Source organism: Paenilisteria riparia FSL S10-1204 (genome assembly GCF_000525995.1).
Classification (GTDB): domain Bacteria; phylum Bacillota; class Bacilli; order Lactobacillales; family Listeriaceae; genus Listeria_A; species Listeria_A riparia.
In genome coordinates this window covers 149,972-170,482 of the sequence record NZ_AODL01000007.1, presented here as the reverse complement: position 1 = coordinate 170,482, position 20,511 = coordinate 149,972, and the positions used below count along the sequence as shown (strand labels likewise).

The following is a 20,511-nucleotide window of genomic DNA, read 5'->3' as shown; positions in this document are numbered from 1 at the left end:
TCCCGGGGAATAATGGTATACTTTGCGGAAAAGGAGTTGGTTCAAGTATGAAGGTGTATCATTATGATGCGTTTAGTGAGGTTCCAAATATGGGTAATCCAGCAGGTGTTGTGTTGGATGCGAACGGTTTAACGACGGAAGAAATGCAGGAAGTGGCGCAAAAAGTTGGTTTTAATGAGACAGCTTTTGCGTTGACATCGGACGTGGCGGATGTTCAGCTACGTTATTTCACACCAGGTCATGAGATGAATCTTTGTGGTCATGGAACGATGGCGGCGATTGGAGCGTTAATTGATTGCGAGTTTTTGTCTAAAGATGCGGAAATACGGGTAGAGACTAAAGCAGGGATTTTGACGGTGAACATAGCGCAAGATGTGGTTGCTCGGGCAATGATTACGATGCAACAAGCAGCGCCGGTTTTTGAGGCATTTTCGGGGAGTCCTAAGGCGCTTGCGGAAGTGATTGGTTTGACGGAGCAGGATATTGACCAGACGATGCCGATTGTGTATGGAAGTACGGGTATTTGGACATTGCTTGTGCCGATAAAAACATTGACGGCATTTCAAAAGATGAAGCCAAATAATGCAGGTTTCCCGGAGATATTAACGGAAAAACCTCGTGCTTCGATCCATCCGTTTTGTTTGGAAACAGTCGATTCAGCAGTGGATATGCACGGGAGACATTTTTCTTCGCCGTTTTCGGGAACAATCGAGGACCCTGTGACAGGAACGGCATCTGGTGTGATGGGAGCCTATTTTGCGACATACATAAAACAAGGGGAGGCAGATCTGACGGTAGAACAAGGATTGGAGATAGGCCGAGATGGGCGCGTAATCGTTCATATTAGGAAGCCGGCATCAGAAATGAAAGTCGCCATCACGGGAACTGCCATTTATGTAAAGGAATTAGTGGTATAACAGGAGTATTTTCCTAAACTCTGCTATAATAAAAATGACATTTGTGTATTTTGGAAGAATTGGAGATGAAAGCCATGTTAAAGAAATTAAAAAGCCTAAGCATTGCGCAGTGGATTGCGATTTTTTATTTTTTGTTTCGATGGGTATTTCGATGATTTTTATTACCATTGAGATTTTTCTAGCGCCAGTGAAACAGACGGCTGGGCAGCCAAAAGAAACATTGCGAAGCGACTATATTTTCCTGTTGTTTGAGTGTGTTTTAGGTGTGATTATTCTACTATTGCCAACTATTATTTCACGTCGATTTAAATTTGAAATTCCAGGTCTTGTTTATATTTTATTCCTTATTTTCTTATACGCATCCATTTATTTAGGGACTGTCCAGAAATTCTACTCTACTGTGCCGCATTGGGACAAAATTCTACATACGTTCAGTGGGGCGATGCTAGGTGCGATTGGGTTCTCCTTTGTGAATTTATTGAATAATGACGAACATGTCGTGATGAAAATGAAGCCAGGATTCCTTTCTGTGTTTGCCTTTTGTTTTGCGGTGACTTTGGGGGCTTTTTGGGAAATTTATGAATACACATTTGATGGCTTGATGCATTTGAATATGCAACGCTATGAACTTTCAAACGGAACACCACTTGTCGGTCGTGCGGCATTAGCAGATACAATGGGTGATATTATTGTTGATGTCATTGGCTCGCTCGTCTTTGTGCTGATCGGTTACTGGGCACTTAAGAAAGGTAAGCCATGGATGAAGAATTTTGAGTTTAAAAAAAGAACGCCAAAAGAGGGAGTAGCGAAATGAAGATAGAACATGTAGCCATTTGGGTGGCAGATATTGAGCGTGCGAAGGATTTTTACACACGTTATTTCGAAGGTGTTGCCAATGATAAATATGTGAATGAAACGAAAGGCTTTGCATCTTACTTCATCACATATCCGAGCGGCGCGCGCCTAGAAATTATGACACGAACAGATGTCACAACACAAAAAGAAACCGTAATGCTTGGCTGGGCGCATATTGCCTTTTCTTTAGGGAGTAAAGAACGCGTGGATAGCTTAACGAAAGAGCTTCAAGATGCTGGCTACAAACTAGAAAGCGGTCCACGCACGACGGGTGACGGCTATTACGAAAGTGTCATCCTAGACAGCGAAGGAAACCAAGTCGAAATTACAGCTTAACAGAAAGACGAGTCTGGGACATAACCCAAGTAAATCGGCGACAAGCGCTCGCATTCAGGGAATTTGGCGGACTTCCGGTTCTACTTCGCTTACGCTACGCTTAACTTCTCGCATGGTCGGGGATACGACTCCCTCCCTGCTTTCAGTCATCACATACACCAGTATGCTCCGCTTTGTTGGGACTGTTCGAAGTACTGAGTTACAGTCCCAATATAAGCGTGAACAACGTGAACGGTTATTCCTTTCCAAACTCCCTGAATACAAACGCTTTCGCTCGATTTGTGTAAAGCAAAATTTTTCGTCTTACCAAAGTAAATGGCTCGGCGGTTTTGCTTTATCTTGAGTTTTGTCCCAACCTCGTTTTTTATTGAGTATACGTTTCTAAACGCTGATGGAAAAGGATATCATCAAAAAATTCTCCACGTTGTTCTGTACAAGTTTTGGCAACTGCTTTTGCTACAGCTATCGAAACGTCGAATAACTGAGCGACAGATGGCAACAAAGCATCACTTGTTGTTGCAAAATCACCAATCGCAACTGCTGCGGCTGAAAGCATCGATGTATCAATCGTATTCGCATCGCCAAGAATCGCACCAAGAGCAAGGCCGGGGTAGGCAAGCGCGTTGTTAGCCTGCGCAATTCGGTATTCACTCTCCGCAAAATGAACATTCGGAAATGGGCTTCCCGTTGCGACAAGCACATTGCCTTCTGTCCAATCATACAAATCTTGCGGCTTAGCCTCGGCAAGCGCTGTTGGATTCGAGATAGGGAAAATAATCGGCATCTCACAATACTGTCGCATCTCCCGCACAATCACTTCAGAAAAAGCCCCGCTCGCCGTCGAAGTTCCAATCAATACCGTCGGTTGAAACCGCGTCACAGCTTCCTCCAAAGAAAGCCCCGCCATATCACGTTGCCGAGAAATCAATCCATCAGCACCAAAATAATAAAAGCTGCGCTCCGCCTCGTCCTGCGTCAAGCCCTCACCAACAAGCCAATCCTTTATTTGCATTGCAATCCCGCGCCCTGCACTGCCAGCCCCATAAATGAAAATTCGCTGCGCTCGAATATCCGCCTGAATTCGCTTAAACGCCGCACTTAGCGCCGCTAAAACAATAATTCCCGTCCCTTGAATATCATCATTAAACGTAAACAAATGCTGGTATTTTTGCAATAAACGGCTGGCATTACCCCGTCCAAAATCTTCCCAATGAAGTAAGGCGTCTGGATAATGATGAAGCATCGCCGCAACGAAAGAAGCTATAAATGCGTCATATACATCTCCCATTGCTCGAGGCTGTTGCAACCCAAGATAATACGGGTCATCTAACAGCTCCTGATTATTCGTCCCAACATCCAACATCACCGTCAAAATCCGCTCCGGAGGAATATGCGCGGCAACTGTATAAACAACGCTTTTACCAGCCACAATCTCGCTACCACCAACGCCCCAATCACCAATTCCTAATATGCCCTCACCATCTGTCACAATCACAATATCAATCTCTGGATGACGCGCCTTCACCATTTCCATCAACCGTTGCATTTCCGCCACCCGATCAATCGACAAATACACCCCAGCCGTCCCATCAAAGCAATGACTAAACGCCTGAATGGGCTCACTAATTGTCGGCGTATACACAATCGGCAAAAGTTCTTCCGTATGCGCCTTCAAAATTTCAAAAAACAGCGCCACATCACGATCCCTAATCGACCGCAAAAACAAATACTTCGCCATATTCGTCGGAATTTCCCGAATACGCGTTATCATCTGCGCCACTTCCTGGTCCACCGTCAGCACTCGCCGCGGCATAAATGGCGTCACATTAAGCTCGTCTCGCTCTTTTTCCGTCAATCGTAGCCCACCAGAAGAAGACATCGTATGTTGCAATCCATTCATGATTTATTTCTCCCCCTTAAGCGCGGTTTTGACCGTACGTTCGTCCTTCGTGGCTGCCTCAGTCAGCGTCAAGTTCTTCGTTTCCGGAGCCCAAGCAATCGAGACAATCGTCCCGATAATCAAAACAATCGCCAGCCCCATCGTCGAAAACTGAATCCCAAAACTCGCCGTCGAAATCGGCAATAAAAACGTCCCAATCGCTGAACCAAGACGACTCATCGATGTTGCAAAACCAACACCAAGCGACCGAATCTCCGTCGGAAAGCTCTCCGCAGGAAAGACACCAACCAAGTTACTAACCGCCGACATAATCAGCGTAAACCCAGCGAATACAAGAATCATCAAGAAACTCGCACTCGTCGGTAGCACGCTTAGAAGCACCAACATCACACTCAGGAAAATAAATGAATAAATCAAGAAACCACGACGAGAAAAAATCACCGTAAACCAAATCCCGAGCACAGCGCCGACAATTAGAATCACATTCAACAATAAATCGGTTCCAAAGTTCTCACTAAGCCCCATCAAATTCAAAATCGAAGGCAAGAACGTATAAATCGCGAAATAAGGAATGACTAAGCAAACAAAGAACAAACTATTAAATACCGTCCGTTTCCGCATTTCCTTACTAAACAGCGCCATGAAGCTTCGTTTTTGATGCGAATCCACTTCAGCCTCATCGTCGAGTACAACATTCGGCCCAACATGTTTTTGGACAATCGCAAGCGCCTCATCTTTGCGCCCCTTACTAATCAACCAACGTGGTGATTCTGGCGTCCCGATTCGTAAAATTAAAATTAAGAAAGCAGGTAATGCCGAAGTAGCCAACATTAATCGCCACGCATCTGGTCCTAAATTTTGCATGAAGAAACCGACGAAGCTTGCAGCAACATAGCCAAACGTCCAAATAACACTAAATGAGCCAAGTAACACACCGCGATGTTTCCGTGGCGCGAATTCCGCCAGCATCGTATGTCCCACACTGTAATCACCGCCAAGCCCAATGCCAATCAATACACGACATAAAAACAATTCCATCGGCGTATCAGCAAAGAACTGTAGCGCGGAACCAAGCGTAATAATAATAAAGCTCGTTACAAAAATCTTCTGTCTCCCAATATAATCAGAAACCCAGCCTAACACCAAGCTTCCTAAAAACAAACCAATTAGCGCAGAACTCCCAATCAAACCAACCCATAGCGGGGTAAGCCCCATTTGTGGCTGAATTAACGTCAAAGCAAATCCGATAACCCCAATAATATAGCCATCCGTGAAATGAGCACCGAATGTCAGTCCAGCCATTTTAATATGAAATTTATTAAGCGGCGCATCGTCTAAGCGAATGCTTGCTTCAGTAGTCATAAGTAAATCCTCCTAATTTTAAAGTGTAAAGGCTTACAAAAAAACGAGTTGGGGGATTGTTAAAAATTCAAATAGCGAAAAATACATTTCACTATTTGCTATCTATCCTACGATAAAATCACAAACTTTGTCAACGCTTTTATTTCCAATAATGAAAAATAGCATTGTACCAAGATTTTCATGTAATAAAGTATACGGAAATATTGTGAAAAAATAGGTGCAAATAAATCAAAATCGCCTACCCATTTTGATTTGGATAGGACGAAAAATTGGGCTGTAACACATAGATTGCTTGTTGCGGACTCAGCAGAGGGATGCCACTATTCCATTGTGTCTCTTAGTATAGCAGTTGCCATGAGGTCGCGATATTTTTTAGCAACCGGAAGTGCTTCTTGCATTTTTGTTTCTGTAAAGCGGAATTCTGGACCGGAGACGCTTAAAACTGCGATGAGTTGTTCGTTTGCATCGAGAATAGGAAGCGAAAGGCCATTTTCTGCGGTTTCTAGTTCTCCAAATACTGTTGCATAACCGTTTTCTTTAATACGGGCAATTTCTGCGCGGAGCTTATCGGGCTCCGTAATGGTGCTTGGTGAGTAGCTCGTTAGATGACTTGATAAAATTGCTTCTAAATCGCCTTTTTCTAATGTACTTAGCACGATTTTACCGCTGGAAGTCGAGTGGAGGGGGAGTTCGACATGGATATAATCGATTAGCTTCACTTGGTCTTCTGGCACGAGTTGCTCGATGGTAATCGTTGTTGTCGTGAGAGGCAAGCTAAGATGAACGCTCTCGTGAATCTCTTCGCATAACGCTTTCATCAGATGATGCGTACGTCGAATCAAGAACTGATGGTAATTGTTTTTGTTCGACAGTAAATAAAAGAACGTTCCGACCGTATACAGTTTTGTCTGTGGATTGCGTTCGATAAGGCTTTGCTCTGCGAGAGAATTAAGCGATCGCCAAATGGTTGTACGGTTAAATCCCGTTTTGTCGATTAGATCATTAATGGAAAGCCCAATCTTACTTTCGCTGATCATTCTTAATAATAAAAGCGCTTTATCAACGGATTGCACAGTAGAAATATGTTTTTTAGGTGAATCTTCTATTATTTTCTTCATGTTTTTATTATAACGATAAATTGGCTTTTTTTCAATTTAGAGTCGCTGAAGTGGCGGAATAGCAGTGATTATTACGTATCTTCGTGAATAAAAATACAATGTTGACGCTATCAAAATTCTGTTTTATAATGGCTTTGAATTCAAATTAAGAAATATAAAGTTCGCAATATGAACAAAATGGTTGGGGGATTATTTTTTCGGACGGCGAACGGTAACGAGAATAGAAAGCGATTTCATTTTCGGAGATTCTTGATTTGAACGCAATCAAAAGCAGAAATGTGAGAAAGGTCTGAGACTATGAGTGAAGGGAAGGCATCACGAGTAGAACGCGATTATTTTGGTGAAGTGGAAATTCCAAACGGCAAGCGGTATGGAGTGTTGACGGTGCGCGCGATGGAGAATTTGTCTTTTTCGGGGGAACCGTTGGCGCAGAAGGAGTCCTTTATTCGGGCGATGCTGGAAGTGAAGAAGGCGGCTGCCATGATGAATATGCGGACGGCGGAACTGAGTGAGGCGAAAGGGCAGGCGATAGTGCGAGCTTGTGATGCTTTGCTTGATGCGCGGGATTATTCGGATTTTGTTGTCGATGCGTACCATGGGGGTGGTGGCATTGCAACGAATGTGAACGTGAACGAGGTGATAGCACATGTTGCTGGCATGGCAGTGAGTGCGACGGATGATGTGAACGCTTCGCAATCGACGGCGGACGCGTGTCATACTGCGCTTCATATTGCGCTATATCGGGAGTTTGCGGCGCTGGACGTGAGGCTTCTTGGGCTTGTGGATGTGACGGCGGACGTGACGGCGCGTTTTGCGGAAATCGAGACGATAAGTAGGACGTGTATGCAGGATGCGATGCGGATTCGGCAGGGGGAACGGTTCAGTGGGTATACCGCAGTGCTTAAACGGCGGCGTGACAAAATCAGGATGGAAATGCCGCGGTTGTTGACGGTGAACCTTGGGAAGACTGTGCTTGGTTCGGGTGTTGGTGCTAGTGACGCGTATCGCGACGGGATTACGACGTGTTTGCGTGATGTGACGGGGCTGCCGCTTGTGATGACGGCGAATGGCTTTGATACGGCGCAAAATGTGGATTTGTTGGCTGATTTGGCCGATGTGGTGAAATTGTACGCGGAAACATTGATTAAATTTTGCCAAGACTTGCGCTTCTTGTCTTCTGGACCCGAGGCGGGCGTTGGGGAACTTATTTTACCCGCGTTCATGGCAGGCTCGACCTTTTTTCCTGGAAAAGTAAACCCGGTGGTGCCAGAAACCGTGATGCAAGGCGCTTTTAGCATTATTGGCAAGATAGAGACGATTCATCTTTGTTACCGACATAGCGACACGGATTTAAACGTTTTTGAACATATGGCAGGCATGACTTTGATGGAAGCCATCGCAGAACTAAGTGCTATTACGGATTTGCTCGGCGAACGTTGTCTGAAAGATATTATGGCGAACCAAGCCAAATGCACCGAATATGCAAACGCGCTTATCCCGCTAGTCGTTGATTTGAAAGCGCATTATAGCTACACAGAAGTACAAACATTACTAACAACCAAAACGAAAACCGAACTGATTGAAATTTTAAAAGGAGTGACGAATAGATGATAGCAGAATTTGAAGGAATCGAACAACCGAAATTAGACTGGGCAATAAATTGGCTAAACACCCCGAAAAAACTATATATCGGCGGGAAATGGGTGGCTACTGAAAACACCATCGCATCCATTAGCCCAATCGACGGCGCAGAAATCGGCGCAATTTACGCAGGAAGCGCAAAAGAAGTCGACGAAGCAGTGGCAAGCGCGCGATTCGCATTAAACAACGACTGGAAGAAAGTCACACGAAAAGAACGTGCCGCGATGATGCGTCAAATTTCGGCATTAATCTTAGAGCACCAAGCAGAATTAGCGACATTAGAAACATTAGATAACGGCAAATTATACACCGAATCCTATCAAGATGACGTTCAAGAAGCCGCTGATTTATTCGAATACTACGCTGGCTGGACCAACAAATATTACGGTGAAAACAACCCAGTAGAAGGCGATTTCCTAAGCATCACAACGCGCGATCCAATCGGTGTTTGCGGACAAATCGTCCCATTCAATTTCCCAATCGACATGGCAGCTTGGAAACTAGCGCCAGCACTCGCAATGGGAAACACCGTTATTTTGAAACCGTCCGAAAAAACATCCTTTTCAGCGATTCGCTTATTTGAAATAATCGACGAAGCAGGCATTTTACCAGCAGGCGTGATTAATTTATTACTCGGCGATGGTCTCGTAGGTTCTGCACTTGCTCGCCACAACGATGTGGATAAAGTGGCATTCACAGGAAGCACCGAAATTGGTCGCGATTTAGTTCGTGCCTCCGCAGATTCTAACCTGAAAGCCGTATCACTAGAACTAGGCGGAAAATCACCAAACATTATTTTTGCGGATGCACCAGACTTAGACAAAGCCATCGAAACCTCATTTTACGGCTTGTTCACTCACAAAGGCGAGAAATGTTCCGCACCAACTCGCCTTATCGTGCAAAAACCAATTTACGATCAAGTCGTCGCAAAACTAGCCGAATACGCGGACAGCTACAAACTCGGCAATCCATTCGATCCTGAAATCCATCAAGGCGCCTCCGTTTCTGAAGCGCATATGGAAAAAATTCTAGGCTATATCGAAAGTGCCAAAGAAGAAGGCGGAACTGTTGCAGCAGGCGGATATCGTGACATTTCAGGCGACAACGCACGCGGCTTCTACGTCCGTCCAACTATCCTGTCCGATATGGATAACTCGATGAAAGCAGTACGCGAAGAAATTTTTTGGCCCAGTATTATGTGTCATTCCGTTTGAAACTGAGGAAGAAGCAGTTGCTATTGCGAACGACACGACCTATGGTTTAGCAGCAGGTTTTTGGACAAACGACGCGAGCAGAATACACCGCGTAGCTAACCAACTAGAAGCAGGTATGGTTTTCGTCAATAAATACGGTTGCTACGACTTTGCAAGTCCGTTCGGAGGTTGGAAACAAAGCGGTTGGGGCAAAGAATTCGCCGTCCACTCCCTAGCATCTTATACGAAACAAAAAGCAATCTGGTTTGCTTATTAAAAAATAGAATGAAGCGCTTTAGCCTCACGGTGAGGCGCTTTTTAAGGGGATATTTTAATGAAAATGCAAGCAGCAGTTATGAGTAAATTAGGCGAGCCACTAGAAATAAGAACGGTAGATTTAGCAGAACCAAAATCGACCGAAGTATTAGTTAAAATCAAAGCAACCGGTGTATGCCATAGCGACTTAAATGCCTTCGAAGACGCAACAACACCAACGCCAAGCATTTTAGGACATGAAGGAGCAGGTATCGTTGAAAAAGTTGGAAGCGCTGTAACTGGTGTCACACCAGGTGATCATGTAGCATTGAACTGGGTTCCTTATTGTGGCACATGCGACTATTGCGCAGCTGGTACGCCACACCTTTGTGAATCAGCATTTGGACCAATGTTTGAGGGCACTTTGTTAGATGGCACATCACGCCTTTCCATCGACGGAGAGCAGGCCTATCATTACTCCTTGTTGTCCACATTCGCCGAATACACCGTTGTCCCAGAAAAATCATGCGTCAAAATTCCAAAAGAAATGCCATTCGCCGAAGCTTCTTTAATTGGTTGTGGGGTCTCCACAGGATATAACGCTGCTGTTCGCGCTGCTGGTGTAACCCCAGGCTCAACTGTGGCCATCTTCGGTATCGGAGGCGTCGGCGTCAATGCTATCCAAGGTGCCCGAATCGCTGGAGCCGAAAAAATCATTGCGTGCGACATCAAGCCTGATAATCTCGAACTAGCCAAACAATTCGGTGCCACACACGCAGTCAACTCCTTAGATCCAGACATCATCGAACAAATCCAGGCTTTAAGTAGCGGCCTTGGCGTCAATTTTGCCATTGATTGTTCTGGAAACACAATTGCTACCGAAACCGCTTGGAAAGCAACCCGAAAAGGCGGGACTACCGTCGTAGTCGGAGCCTTTCACCCAAGCAAACAAGTAGCCTTGCCAGCAGGCGGTTTCCACCGAGTTGCTAAAGTATTACGCGGCAGCTTCTACGGCGATTCCCAACCATTCCAAGATTTCCCGATTCTTGCCCAACTCTACTTAGATGGCAAACTCAACTTAGACCATCTCGTACTACGCAAAATCAAACTAGACCAAATCAACGAAGCATTCGCCGATTTTCACGATTGCAACGCTGTTAACGTCGGCCGAACAGTCATTGAATTTGACTAAATTGAGCATAAGCTAAATAAATCGGCGACAATGCCTACGAGTTTGCGAGTAGGCATTCCATCAAGATTCGGGCGGCGAGTTCCAAGCGGTTCTGCTACACTAAAGTTACGCATAACTTCTCGCATGGTCGGGGATACGACTCTCTCCCTGCTTTCAGTCATCACATACCCAAGTATGCTCCGCTTTGTTGGGACTGTTCGAAGCACTGAGTTACAGTCCCAATATAAGCACGAACAAAGAGAGTGGTTAATCCTCTCCGACTGTTCGAAGCACTGAGTTACAGTCCCAATATAAGCACGAACAACGTGAACGGTTATTCCTTTCGAAAACTCCCTGAATACAAACGCTTTCGCTCGATTTGTGTATAGCAGAAATTACATCCTACCCGAAAAAGGGGATTCGTGATTTCCTGCTTATCTTGTGTGGGGCTTAGCGCTATCTCAGCCCTAAAATCTCATGCAAAAGTATAAAAATCCGCCGGAACACGGTCCATAAACGGCGTCTTATCGCCCACAGAAAACAAAACCAACTCATGCATCGCCCGTGTGCAAGCCGTGTAGAATAAATTTTGCTCAAAAGTTTTCTCATAATTTTTTGCAGAAACATCAGGAATAATAACCGCGTCAAACTCAATTCCTTTCGCTAAATAAGCAGGCAACAAAATAATACCACTATCATACGAATACGAATGCTCCGTCGCCAACTGCACATCAAAAGCAGGAGACAACTGCTCATACATCGCCGCACTTTCTGCCGCCGTTTTACAAATCACCGCAATCGTCCCATACTCCTTACCAATAAGACGAGACAGCATATGACGCAACTTCCCATCGCGTTCTTGCCTATCCTTACATAAAACAAAACTTGGCTTCTCCCCGTCTCGCTCAAATGGTTCAATCGCCAAATCTGCTGCTAAAAGATGCCGTGTAAAATCAACTATTTGCCTCGTCGAACGATAACTTTTTTGCAGCTCAATCTTTTCGGTGTTATCCGTCTGTACTTCCTCCCCAGAAAAAAGCGTCGCACTATTTAACGTATGCATATAAATCGCCTGATGAATATCACCTAAAATCGTCATCCGCGCTGACGGAAACAATTGTTGTAACACGAAAAACTGAAACGGAGAATAATCCTGCGCCTCATCGATAAATACATGTTTTATTTGAGTATTTGTTTTTAGTCGCGTTAATGTATCCTCTAAATACATATATGGTGATGTATCTTCATACAATAATTCCTTCTGCCGCAACGGTTTCAACGAATATACACAAATCGCATCCCAGTTTTCCGGCAAGGACGTGTGATCTGCTTGCGCCTCAAATAAATTCCTATACAGAGCAGTAACATGCAAGAATTTGAGTTTGCTTACGGCTACTCGTATTTTGCGAAAGTACTTTCTAGCAATTTTGGCGGTGAGGATTTTCAGTTCTTTATCAAAATCATCGAATGTGTCGTCCTCCGAATTATCCTGCAAATCATGGTACGCTTCGGTATAATCCTCGATGTCGAGCAGTTCGGCCTCATCCTTCACCCAATCTTTATCTCGCTCTTCCTTCTCTAAAAAAGCGAGCTCCTCCAGTAACCAATCTTTCGTCATACTCATACGGTTTGGAATCGAAATTGTGTAATCCAGCGAATAAAAATAGGCGCCAATCGCTTCTTTACTAATGATAACGTTACCGCGCAAAGCAATATTCTTAAATATAAGCCCATCTGTCGAAAGCTGTTTTGCATACTGATCGATATATTCTTTAAAAGCAAGACTCGCCTTAAATCGAATGCCAGCCTCGCGTGCCGCATCTTCTGTCGTTAACAAAGATTCCATCTGCGAAAAAGGAGATTCAATATTTAAATGCTTGCCGAGACGTTTTTCCACATATGCTTGAAAAGTAAACTGTTGAATACTTGTTTCACCTAAATCGGGCAGGACAGAAGCAATATAACTACTAAATAATGGATTTGGCGAAAAGAGTAACATGTTGTCATTATTTAGGTCTTCTTTATAATGGTACAACAAATAAGCAGCCCGTTGCAGGGCAACAGAGGTTTTCCCACTACCCGCTACACCTTGAACGATTAAATATTTGTTTTTGACGTTACGAATAATTTGATTTTGCTCTTTTTGAATGGTGGCAACGATGTTTTTCATTTTATCGCTAGCGTTGTTTCCAAGTACTTCTTTCAACAATTCATCACCAATCGCGACATTCGTATCAAACATGGCTTGCAGTTCGCCGTGACGAATGATAAATTGTCGTTTTAACTCCATCTTCCCAGACACGATATTTTCCGTAGAGGCATATTCAGCAGGGCCAGGTGAAAAATCATAATACATACTTGAAATTGGAGCACGCCAGTCGTAAATCAAATAATCATCATCCGTTTCATTCGATAATCCCGCAATACCAATATAAATTGGCGACGTCTTTTTCGTATCATCTGGCGTAAAATCAATCCGTGCAAAATAAGGCGAGTCCTTCAGTTTACGCAGTATTTGTAAGGCTTTATCCCGATGATGGTGTGTGAGTTCCCGCTCCGCCAGAAATTCCGCTTGCTGTTTAATACTCAGCGCTGTTTCCAAACGATCGTCAAACGTTTCCAAATTGACCTTAATTTCATCCCAAAAATTTTTACGTAAATCGATGACATCAGTGGCTAGGTTTCCTTGTTTCTGTTTTAGTTGCGCCGTTTTTTGTTCAATGACCTCAAGTACGTGATACATGCGGGCTTCTTCAACTTTTTGATTTTTGCTCAAACGATCCACTCCATTCAAGAAATATTCTCCTTTACTTAGAGAGTATTCCCTATTATAGGCGAAATTTTTATGAAATGGGAGACTGATATTATATTTTTTTTATTATGTTATAATAGATATAGAGGGAGTCTTTCTTTATTAGAGAGAGTCTTTTTTGTTATAGCTGAAATAAATCGGGAAAACGATGATTTTTTCTTCATCCATAAGTGTGTTATAATATGTTCATGAATGAGCAAACGAAAGGGATGATACATTTGGAAAAAGTGGAAATCAATGAATCTTCTCGCTCGCTCGATTTGTTTTATGATGCGCATATCGACCATTTTCAGGATTTAAAAACTTATCTAGCCGAAGTAGAGATACACTGCATTTGCAAAACGATTGAAAGAAACAACGGGAACATTACCAAATCCGCTGAACAGCTTGGCATTCACCGCTCGATTTTATACAGAAAGTTGAAGGATTATCGAGGGAAATAAAAATCACTTACTAAATGTAAGCTGTTTTGATAGACTTTTATTTACGGGTGTGTTGTAATATATATAGTTACAACGAAGGAGTGTTTGGAATGATAAACGATATGACGGTCGGGAAGGTCGTTTTGAAGACAAAGAACCACAAGAGGTTAGCTGCTTTTTACCACGAAATTATTGGTTTGAAAATACTGGCCCAAGAAAATGCCAAAACAATATTGGGTGTTGGGGATAATGCCTTGTTGGAACTGCTAGAAGTGAGAGATGGAGTCTTTCCGAAGCAAGCGAAGACAGGGCTTTACCACACTGCCTTTTTATTACCATCACGAGCTGTATTAGGAAGTTTTTTGCAACATTTATTGGAAAGTGAGTATCCGTTAGATGGGGCGGGTGATCATATTTTTAGTGAGGCATTGTACTTCCGCGACCCAGAAGGAAATGGCATTGAAGTTTACGCGGATCGACCAATGGATGAATGGGAACGCGATGAAAACGGTGATTTGCCAATGGCAACAAATCCGGTTGACGGTGACAACCTGCTCATGGCTGGCGCTGAATTGGACTGGAGTAGTGCGCCTGCGGGAACAACTATCGGACATATTCACTTACAAATTACCGATTTGGAAGAAACGCGTGAATTCTATCATCATCTCTTAGGTTTTACCATTAAAACGGAAATCCCATCTGCGCTCTTTTTCGCGAGTGGTGATTATCATCATCATATCGGTGCGAATGTCTGGGCTGGCCATAATTTACCGCCGCTTGAGTCAAATGAAACCGGTTTGGCTTATTACACACTCATCACCACTGATTTAAACAGGGTTACCCAACACTTGCAAGAGAACGCCATTCCTTTTGAACAGCGAAACGGAGCTGTGCTGCTCACTGATCCGAACGGTATCGCCTTGCAAATAACCAACTAAATGATACAAATAAAAGCTGAGTAACGCCAATTCTCCAAAAGAGTTCGCGTTACTCAGCTTATTTTGCGTTCTATTTCTTTATAGATCGAATTTTGCTATAATGGCATTAGGGAGCGTTTTACCGAGTGGCTGTTTTCTTTAGGAGCCAGTGCGCCAAACCAACTGCAGCTTGAATAAGTACAAAGACCAAGATACCTAGATTCAAATAAAAAAAGTGCTATTTGAGAGTCGTCTGGAAACGCCCGTCCGACAAGTAAAAAGGCAAGGAAAAAGCCAGTATTCGCACAGAGGGATATCCAGTAAATAGGCAATCTCCCCATTTTACTAATAATAAAAGACAGGGCAAAAAAGAAAATTGCAAAGCAAAAACCTATCGTCATTAAGTTCATATCTGTCACCGTGTCCACCTCACTATTATTACGAATTTATTATTATTAAGTATTATTGTAACACAAATGAAATGTTCTGTAAACTTAGCACACGTTGTTTGGGAGGAAAAAGCATGATTGAATACTATAAAACGAAGGAAAACGGGGAAATGAGTCATATTAATAGCTTTGAAAAGGGCTGTTGGGTGAATATTATTGCTCCAAGTCCAGAAGAAATCGATTTTCTAGCCAAGACATTTGATGTGCCGAAAGATCATATTTTAGACCCTTTAGATAGAGAAGAAAGGTCGCGAATTGAGCTAAAGCATGTGGAAGAAAATTTTAAGCATTCCTTGGTGATTATCGATTGTCCTTTGGAAGCGAAAGATGAGATGGGTTTTTTGGAGTTTCGGACGATTCCAATTGGGATTATTACGACCAAAGAAGCTGTTTTAACGATAGCGCTCAAACAATTACCAGTGCTAGAAGATATTATGGATCGGCGAATGGAGCAGTACGACACCGAAAATCATATCGCGTTTGTGTTGCAAATTTTGTACGCGGTGTCTTATTATTTTCTGAAGTACTTGAACCATTTGATTGACCATATGCATTTGTTGGAGAAAAATATTCGAGTTTCAATGAAAAATGAGGAATTGTATGCTTTTATGGCAATTCAGCGCAGTTTGGTGTTTTTTGCGACAGCACTGCAATCAAATAAAGCCATTTTGGATAAGATGGCGACTGCGGAACACTATACAAGACAGACGGAAAATATAGAGTTATTGCAAGATGTGATTATTGAGAACAAGCAAGCGATTGCGATGACCGACACATACACACAAATTGTTGGTGGTATGTCGGATACATTTTCGTCGGTGATTGCTAATAATTTGAACCGCGTCATGAAATTTTTGACGTCATTTACGATTATTTTGTCCTTACCAACCATTGTCGCGAGCATTTATGGGATGAATGTGAAGCTACCATTCTCGAATCAAGAGCACGCATTTGGACTGATTATGATTGGAACGCTGATTATCACGATTGTAACAACGATTGTTTTTTGGCGAAAGAAATACTTTTAAAAAGACTTCGAGGGGAACGAGTGCCATGGATAAACAAAATTATGAGAAAAAAGCGTATGAGGCAATGAAAGCCAAAATTTTAAACGGGTATTTGCGTGTGGGAGATCGCGTGCCTGAAAATATGATTGCTAAAGAGTTAGGTATTAGCAGGACACCAGTGCGTCGTGCTCTTGTCATGCTTGAAACAGAAGGTTTTTTAACGATTGAGAGTAATCGTGGTGCGTTTGTTTCTGAGAGCAAGGTAACGGTTAGCCGATTTATCGAGATGCTCGAAATGTTGGAAATATTGACAACGAAAACGATGGAAAAGATTGAGAACAAAGGAATCTTTTTTGAAAAGCAAGGGACGGATGCCTACCTACATACGATGGAGCGTTGTCTGGAAAGAAAAGATGTGAATGGCTTTTTAGAGGCGAGTTGGGAGTCGATTTTTAATTTCATGAAGTACATGGGCAACACATATGCACAAAGCATGGTTCGCCGGATTGGCATTGATTTTTTAACGAAAGCCCCACAAGAAATTGCGTTAATACCATATCAAAATGGTGCCTATTTAATTGAGCAACAATTAAAGATAATAAATGCGCTAGAGGATAGAGAATTTGATAAAGCCGCTACGCTCGTGCGGGAATCCGTGAACTATTTTATTATCAAAACGTTCCGATAACAGTTATGTTTTGACTTTGTAAATTCCTTTTTTTATGCTACAATGTTCGTAATTAAGATAGGAGTGTCGAAACCAGTGAAAAGTAAACGAGAATATAAGACGCTAGACAGAATGGTATATTTCAGTATTATTGAGAAAATAAAAACAGGTGAATTGAAACCAAATGAGCATTTAACGGAAGAACGTTTATCCAAAGAATTAAATGTAAGTAGATCTCCAATTCGTAAAGCAATTACAGCACTAGTTTCAGAAGGAATCCTCGACTATCGTACGTACAGTGGTGTAGTTGTTCGTGATTCAATGATTGATGCCGCAAAGTACGCGCAACTTTTAGAAGTGATTGAAGTATTCATAGATGCAACCATTCAAAAAATGAAGAAGAATCAGGTCGATGTAGATATAAACGCGCTTCGTAACTATATTTCATCGATGGATCGTTCCTCTTATTTGCAAAATATGGAGGATTACATTTTTAACCAGCATCAATTTTTTTTCCGCATCTTAAAGCATGACCCAAATCCATTTTATTATGAAAATGTCAAACGTGTTTTCTTTACAATCAATAATTTCTCAATGGAAACCGTGGTAAAACAAGGCTCTGAAGATAGGCGCGACGAAACAATCAAGAAATTCACTAAAATTGCCGAGGCCTTCGAGCAAAAAGAATACGATTTAGCGAATGAACGCATTCAAGATATGTTTGGAGAATTTGCTTTGAGCGCATTTCGTTAGTAGAAAAAGAACCAAGGAGACTATTCCAAGGTTCTTTTTTCATAGATACAAAAGCCATCAATAGTTTCGCATTTTGTGAAACCAGCTGTTTGATAAAGTGTATTAAGCTTCTGATTGCTAGCGATGCAATCTAGTCGTAAAAAGTGATAGCCAGTACGCTTTGATTCTTCATTAGCCCAATCTAGCAATGCCTGGCTTAAGTTCTGGCCTGCGTATGAACGAGCAATCATTAAACGATGCAAATAGCGCGCTGGAACTTGGTTTTGATTACGCCAAAGTCTTGCGTCCCAATCACTTGCCGTTTTTCGTAAAATGAAAGTGGCAACGAGTTGTTCATCTGCATCACGAAGCACAAATACCTCGCCGTCTCGAATGCGGTCGCGAAGTTGATGAACATCCTTGCCTTCCAAAATATCGCTCCATTGCAAAGAGCCGCTTTCTTTTAACCAAGTCGCCGTATCTATCATTAACTGCTGCAAAGAGCCCCCGTCAGAAACGGAAGCCTCTCGCATTGTAAATGTGGTACCAGCAAGCATCATTTTATTTTTGCTCATCGTCATTTTTGGGCTCGGTTGTTGTTTCTTCAGGTTGAGACGGGCGAACGGCTTCACTTATGGTGTCATCAATAGGTTCTTCTTTTACAGGTGCTTCTGTGGTAGTTGGTGATTCAGGTGCTACCACCGATTCAGACCCCCACGTTTTATTTTCGAAATGCGGTGCATCTTCGGGTTCTACAGGCACTTCAGGTGTTTCAACAGGTGGGACTGCGCCAAATGTTGTGTCGTCTTCTGGTTGATAAGAAGTAGCATTCATGTCCTCGCTGAAAGTACCAGTACTTGCATATAAATCATCGTAAAATACAGCAGAGGCCACGAGCACTTGAGGATAAATCCAAATTGCCAAACCAAGCATAATCGCACTCATTAAAATGTAAACTAAGAGGAATACGATTAAGAAAATAGACGCGAAATCATTAGAGTTATAAATGCTATCATACGTGTTGCTATTGAGTCCATCTTGGAATATAGCCGTTGATGCCATGGCAATAATTGCAAAAATAAGCATCACAATCGCAGGAATGAAAAATACCCAAATGTAAGATAAAATAAGGCCAAACAAACGCCCCTTATGTCCGTTCATACGGTGGCGACTTTCCGTAATCGCATCAAGTGGCGAAATATTCGGGTCATCACGTAAAATCATAAATGTTTGTGAATAAGAAAATGATTTTATAATACCAGGAACAAACAACAATAAGCTCCATAAAAAAGTGAAAACAAAAACTAAAACAGCGGCAAGTAAATTCCGACCAAACGTTTGAAATCCGCTAAATAAATAGCCAATCTCAGGCTTTTCTTGGCGTGTCAGTGCTAGGAAGAACCATGTAACACCAATCATAAATGGTCCTGCAAACACATAATATGCAATCGCCCCAAGGATAGGTATAAACGTAATCATCGCCACAGCCGTCAAGATGATATAAGCAAGCACCATACCACCAATTGCCAGCCCCCAGTTCCCTTTTAAGGACTGTTTGGTCGCTTTTCTAATTTCTGAAATACTCATCATAAAATATTAACTCCCTTCGATAATAAAAACATACATACGTTAAAAATACCATAATATGCGCACTATTGATAGCAATAATGAGTAATTTTATCAAAATGATTGACTTTTCAAGTAATGGGGAATAGGCTAAAGGTGGAATACTCGAAAATGCTGGAGGTGAAAATAATGGCTGAGAGACAAGAATTAGAAGAATTACTTATTGAATTACGTCGTGAACACCAAGAACTTTTAGGTGAAACAGATCAATTTAATGACGCGAACTTAGTTAATGGCACCATTTCTGCTACGGAACTACGTATGAATGCCTTAGAAAAAGAAATCCGTTCGGTTGAGAAGAAGCTAAACAAATTGAAATAATCTAATCATAGACCAGCCTTTGGAAGCATCTGAAACATATGGACAGGTGCTTTTTGGGGGTATTACATATCGAGGTGAAGTAAGGTGGACAAAATATTTGCAGTTGGAGATATACACGGAGAAATGACTTTATTTGAATCACTGTTAACACATTGGCAGCCAGAGCAAGAACGCTTATTATCTGTAGGTGACTTGATAGACCGCGGTCCAGATCCAGGCGCGGTAATCCGTAAGGCGATGCGACTTACTCGCGAGTATGACGCCATTTTCTTGCGGGGAAATCATGAGAATATGTTGCTAGACTGGCTAGCAGAACCGACCCAGAAGATGATGTACTACATTAGCCAAGGCGGGATGGAGACAATTGAGAGTCTGCTAGAACGTAAGCATAATGCCAAAATGACCCCAGGAGAGCTAGCGCGTTGTGTAGAAGAGGAGGCTGCCGCGGAACTCGCATTTATTCGCGAACGACCATACTACTATGAATGGGGTTCCTTTGTTTTTGTACATGCGGGGGTGGATTTGATGCTAGCTGATTGGAAGGAGACCTCTCAACATGATATGGTCTGGATTCGTGAACCGTTTCAGCAGGGGATAAACAGGACTGGGAAAATGTTTATTGTCGGTCATACTCCGACAGAATCGTTAAACTCTGACGGGTCACCAGCGATATGGTACAACGCTGACCGCTCGATTATTGATATTGACGGCGGGGCGGTGTTTGGCGGAGCGCTTCATGGTGTTGTTATTGGTATGAACGGGATAGAACAAATATACACAGAAAAAGCTTAGATGCCTGCGCATCTAAGC

The 20,511-nt window shown here is 42.7% G+C and carries 19 protein-coding genes and 2 pseudogenes; 14 read left to right on the top strand and 7 right to left on the bottom strand.

Annotation, left to right across the window (positions count from 1 at the left end):
- Window positions 1–47 precede the first annotated feature (47 nt).
- The 3 genes and pseudogenes from PRIP_RS05640 (at window position 48) to PRIP_RS05630 (ending at window position 2,108) form a co-directional block, all read left to right on the top strand.
- Complete coding sequence (locus PRIP_RS05640; RefSeq protein ID WP_036100035.1) at window positions 48–917, top strand: PhzF family phenazine biosynthesis protein; 870 nt, start codon at window positions 48–50, stop codon at window positions 915–917.
- 74 nt (window positions 918–991) lie between these two features.
- Window positions 992–1,731 (top strand): annotated as a pseudogene (locus PRIP_RS05635) (DUF2238 domain-containing protein).
- Window positions 1,728–2,108, top strand: a complete 381-nt coding sequence (locus PRIP_RS05630) for a VOC family protein (protein WP_036100032.1) — start codon at window positions 1,728–1,730, stop codon at window positions 2,106–2,108. Before PRIP_RS05635 ends, PRIP_RS05630 begins: the two are co-directional and overlap by 4 nt.
- 364 nt (window positions 2,109–2,472) lie before the next feature.
- On the opposite strand, the gene maeA is transcribed toward PRIP_RS05630, so the two are convergent.
- From maeA to PRIP_RS05615, 3 genes are all read right to left on the bottom strand, one after another.
- Window positions 2,473–4,008: an oxaloacetate-decarboxylating malate dehydrogenase gene (maeA, locus tag PRIP_RS05625; protein WP_052008741.1), complete on the bottom strand. Its 1,536-nt coding sequence runs from the start codon at window positions 4,006–4,008 to the stop codon at window positions 2,473–2,475.
- Window positions 4,009–4,011: 3 nt separating this feature from the next.
- Window positions 4,012–5,370 (bottom strand): MFS transporter, encoded by a 1,359-nt coding sequence (locus PRIP_RS05620; RefSeq protein WP_036100031.1) that lies wholly within the window; start codon window positions 5,368–5,370, stop codon window positions 4,012–4,014.
- A gap of 320 nt (window positions 5,371–5,690) precedes the next feature.
- Window positions 5,691–6,488, bottom strand: coding sequence for an IclR family transcriptional regulator (locus PRIP_RS05615; RefSeq protein ID WP_077912914.1), 798 nt, complete (start codon window positions 6,486–6,488; stop codon window positions 5,691–5,693).
- Between the two features lie 297 nt (window positions 6,489–6,785).
- On the opposite strand from PRIP_RS05615, the gene PRIP_RS05610 reads away from it, so the two are divergent.
- From PRIP_RS05610 to PRIP_RS05600, 4 genes are read left to right on the top strand one after another with little or no spacing between them, the layout of a single operon-like run.
- Window positions 6,786–8,099 carry a lyase family protein gene (locus PRIP_RS05610; RefSeq protein WP_036100030.1) on the top strand — a complete coding sequence of 438 codons (1,314 nt, stop codon included), beginning with the start codon at window positions 6,786–6,788 and terminating at the stop codon, window positions 8,097–8,099.
- Window positions 8,096–9,343 (top strand): aldehyde dehydrogenase family protein, encoded by a 1,248-nt coding sequence (locus tag PRIP_RS05605; protein WP_241434092.1) that lies wholly within the window; start codon window positions 8,096–8,098, stop codon window positions 9,341–9,343. Before PRIP_RS05610 ends, PRIP_RS05605 begins: the two co-directional genes overlap by 4 nt.
- Window positions 9,333–9,599, top strand: a complete 267-nt coding sequence (locus PRIP_RS17555; protein WP_338151585.1) for an aldehyde dehydrogenase family protein — start codon at window positions 9,333–9,335, stop codon at window positions 9,597–9,599. The genes PRIP_RS05605 and PRIP_RS17555 overlap by 11 nt, the downstream gene beginning before the upstream one ends.
- A 57-nt stretch (window positions 9,600–9,656) precedes the next feature.
- Window positions 9,657–10,769, top strand: a complete 1,113-nt coding sequence (locus tag PRIP_RS05600; protein ID WP_052008739.1) for a Zn-dependent alcohol dehydrogenase — start codon at window positions 9,657–9,659, stop codon at window positions 10,767–10,769.
- Window positions 10,770–11,223: 454 nt separating this feature from the next.
- On the opposite strand, the gene helD is transcribed toward PRIP_RS05600, so the two are convergent.
- Window positions 11,224–13,533, bottom strand: coding sequence for an RNA polymerase recycling motor HelD (gene helD / locus PRIP_RS05595; protein WP_036100495.1), 2,310 nt, complete (start codon window positions 13,531–13,533; stop codon window positions 11,224–11,226).
- Window positions 13,534–13,856: 323 nt separating this feature from the next.
- Here helD and PRIP_RS18205 point away from each other — a divergent pair.
- Window positions 13,857–14,003, top strand: a pseudogene (locus PRIP_RS18205) (helix-turn-helix domain-containing protein); the annotation flags it as partial.
- A gap of 89 nt (window positions 14,004–14,092) precedes the next feature.
- On the top strand, window positions 14,093–14,920 hold the full coding sequence (locus PRIP_RS05585) for a VOC family protein (protein ID WP_036100028.1): 828 nt from the start codon (window positions 14,093–14,095) through the stop codon (window positions 14,918–14,920).
- 95 nt (window positions 14,921–15,015) lie between these two features.
- On the opposite strand, the gene PRIP_RS16670 is transcribed toward PRIP_RS05585, so the two are convergent.
- Window positions 15,016–15,318, bottom strand: coding sequence for a hypothetical protein (locus PRIP_RS16670; protein WP_241434091.1), 303 nt, complete (start codon window positions 15,316–15,318; stop codon window positions 15,016–15,018).
- A 104-nt stretch (window positions 15,319–15,422) separates the two neighbouring features.
- On the opposite strand from PRIP_RS16670, the gene PRIP_RS05580 reads away from it, so the two are divergent.
- From PRIP_RS05580 to PRIP_RS05570, 3 genes are all read left to right on the top strand, one after another.
- The gene (locus PRIP_RS05580; protein ID WP_036100026.1) at window positions 15,423–16,376 is read left to right on the top strand and encodes a magnesium transporter CorA family protein; all 954 of its coding nucleotides are present in this window, start codon (window positions 15,423–15,425) and stop codon (window positions 16,374–16,376) included.
- Between the two features lie 25 nt (window positions 16,377–16,401).
- A complete protein-coding gene (locus PRIP_RS16170) occupies window positions 16,402–17,043 on the top strand; it encodes a GntR family transcriptional regulator (RefSeq protein WP_052008738.1) in 642 nt (213 codons plus the stop codon).
- Window positions 17,044–17,118: 75 nt separating this feature from the next.
- Window positions 17,119–17,775: a GntR family transcriptional regulator gene (locus PRIP_RS05570; protein WP_036100024.1), complete on the top strand. Its 657-nt coding sequence runs from the start codon at window positions 17,119–17,121 to the stop codon at window positions 17,773–17,775.
- 20 nt (window positions 17,776–17,795) lie between these two features.
- Here the strand turns inward: PRIP_RS05570 and PRIP_RS05565 are convergent, their stop codons facing one another.
- Together PRIP_RS05565 and PRIP_RS05560 are read right to left on the bottom strand one after the other, a co-directional pair.
- Complete coding sequence (locus PRIP_RS05565; protein WP_077912913.1) at window positions 17,796–18,335, bottom strand: GNAT family N-acetyltransferase; 540 nt, start codon at window positions 18,333–18,335, stop codon at window positions 17,796–17,798.
- Window positions 18,316–19,344, bottom strand: a complete 1,029-nt coding sequence (locus tag PRIP_RS05560) for a DUF975 family protein (protein ID WP_036100023.1) — start codon at window positions 19,342–19,344, stop codon at window positions 18,316–18,318. The genes PRIP_RS05565 and PRIP_RS05560 overlap by 20 nt, the downstream gene beginning before the upstream one ends.
- A gap of 165 nt (window positions 19,345–19,509) precedes the next feature.
- Between PRIP_RS05560 and PRIP_RS05555 the strand changes: the two genes are divergently transcribed.
- Window positions 19,510–19,701 (top strand): Lmo0654 family protein, encoded by a 192-nt coding sequence (locus PRIP_RS05555; protein ID WP_036100022.1) that lies wholly within the window; start codon window positions 19,510–19,512, stop codon window positions 19,699–19,701.
- Between the two features lie 84 nt (window positions 19,702–19,785).
- Window positions 19,786–20,493, top strand: a complete 708-nt coding sequence (locus tag PRIP_RS05550) for a metallophosphoesterase (protein ID WP_036100020.1) — start codon at window positions 19,786–19,788, stop codon at window positions 20,491–20,493.
- The last annotated feature ends 18 nt before the right edge of the window (window positions 20,494–20,511 follow it).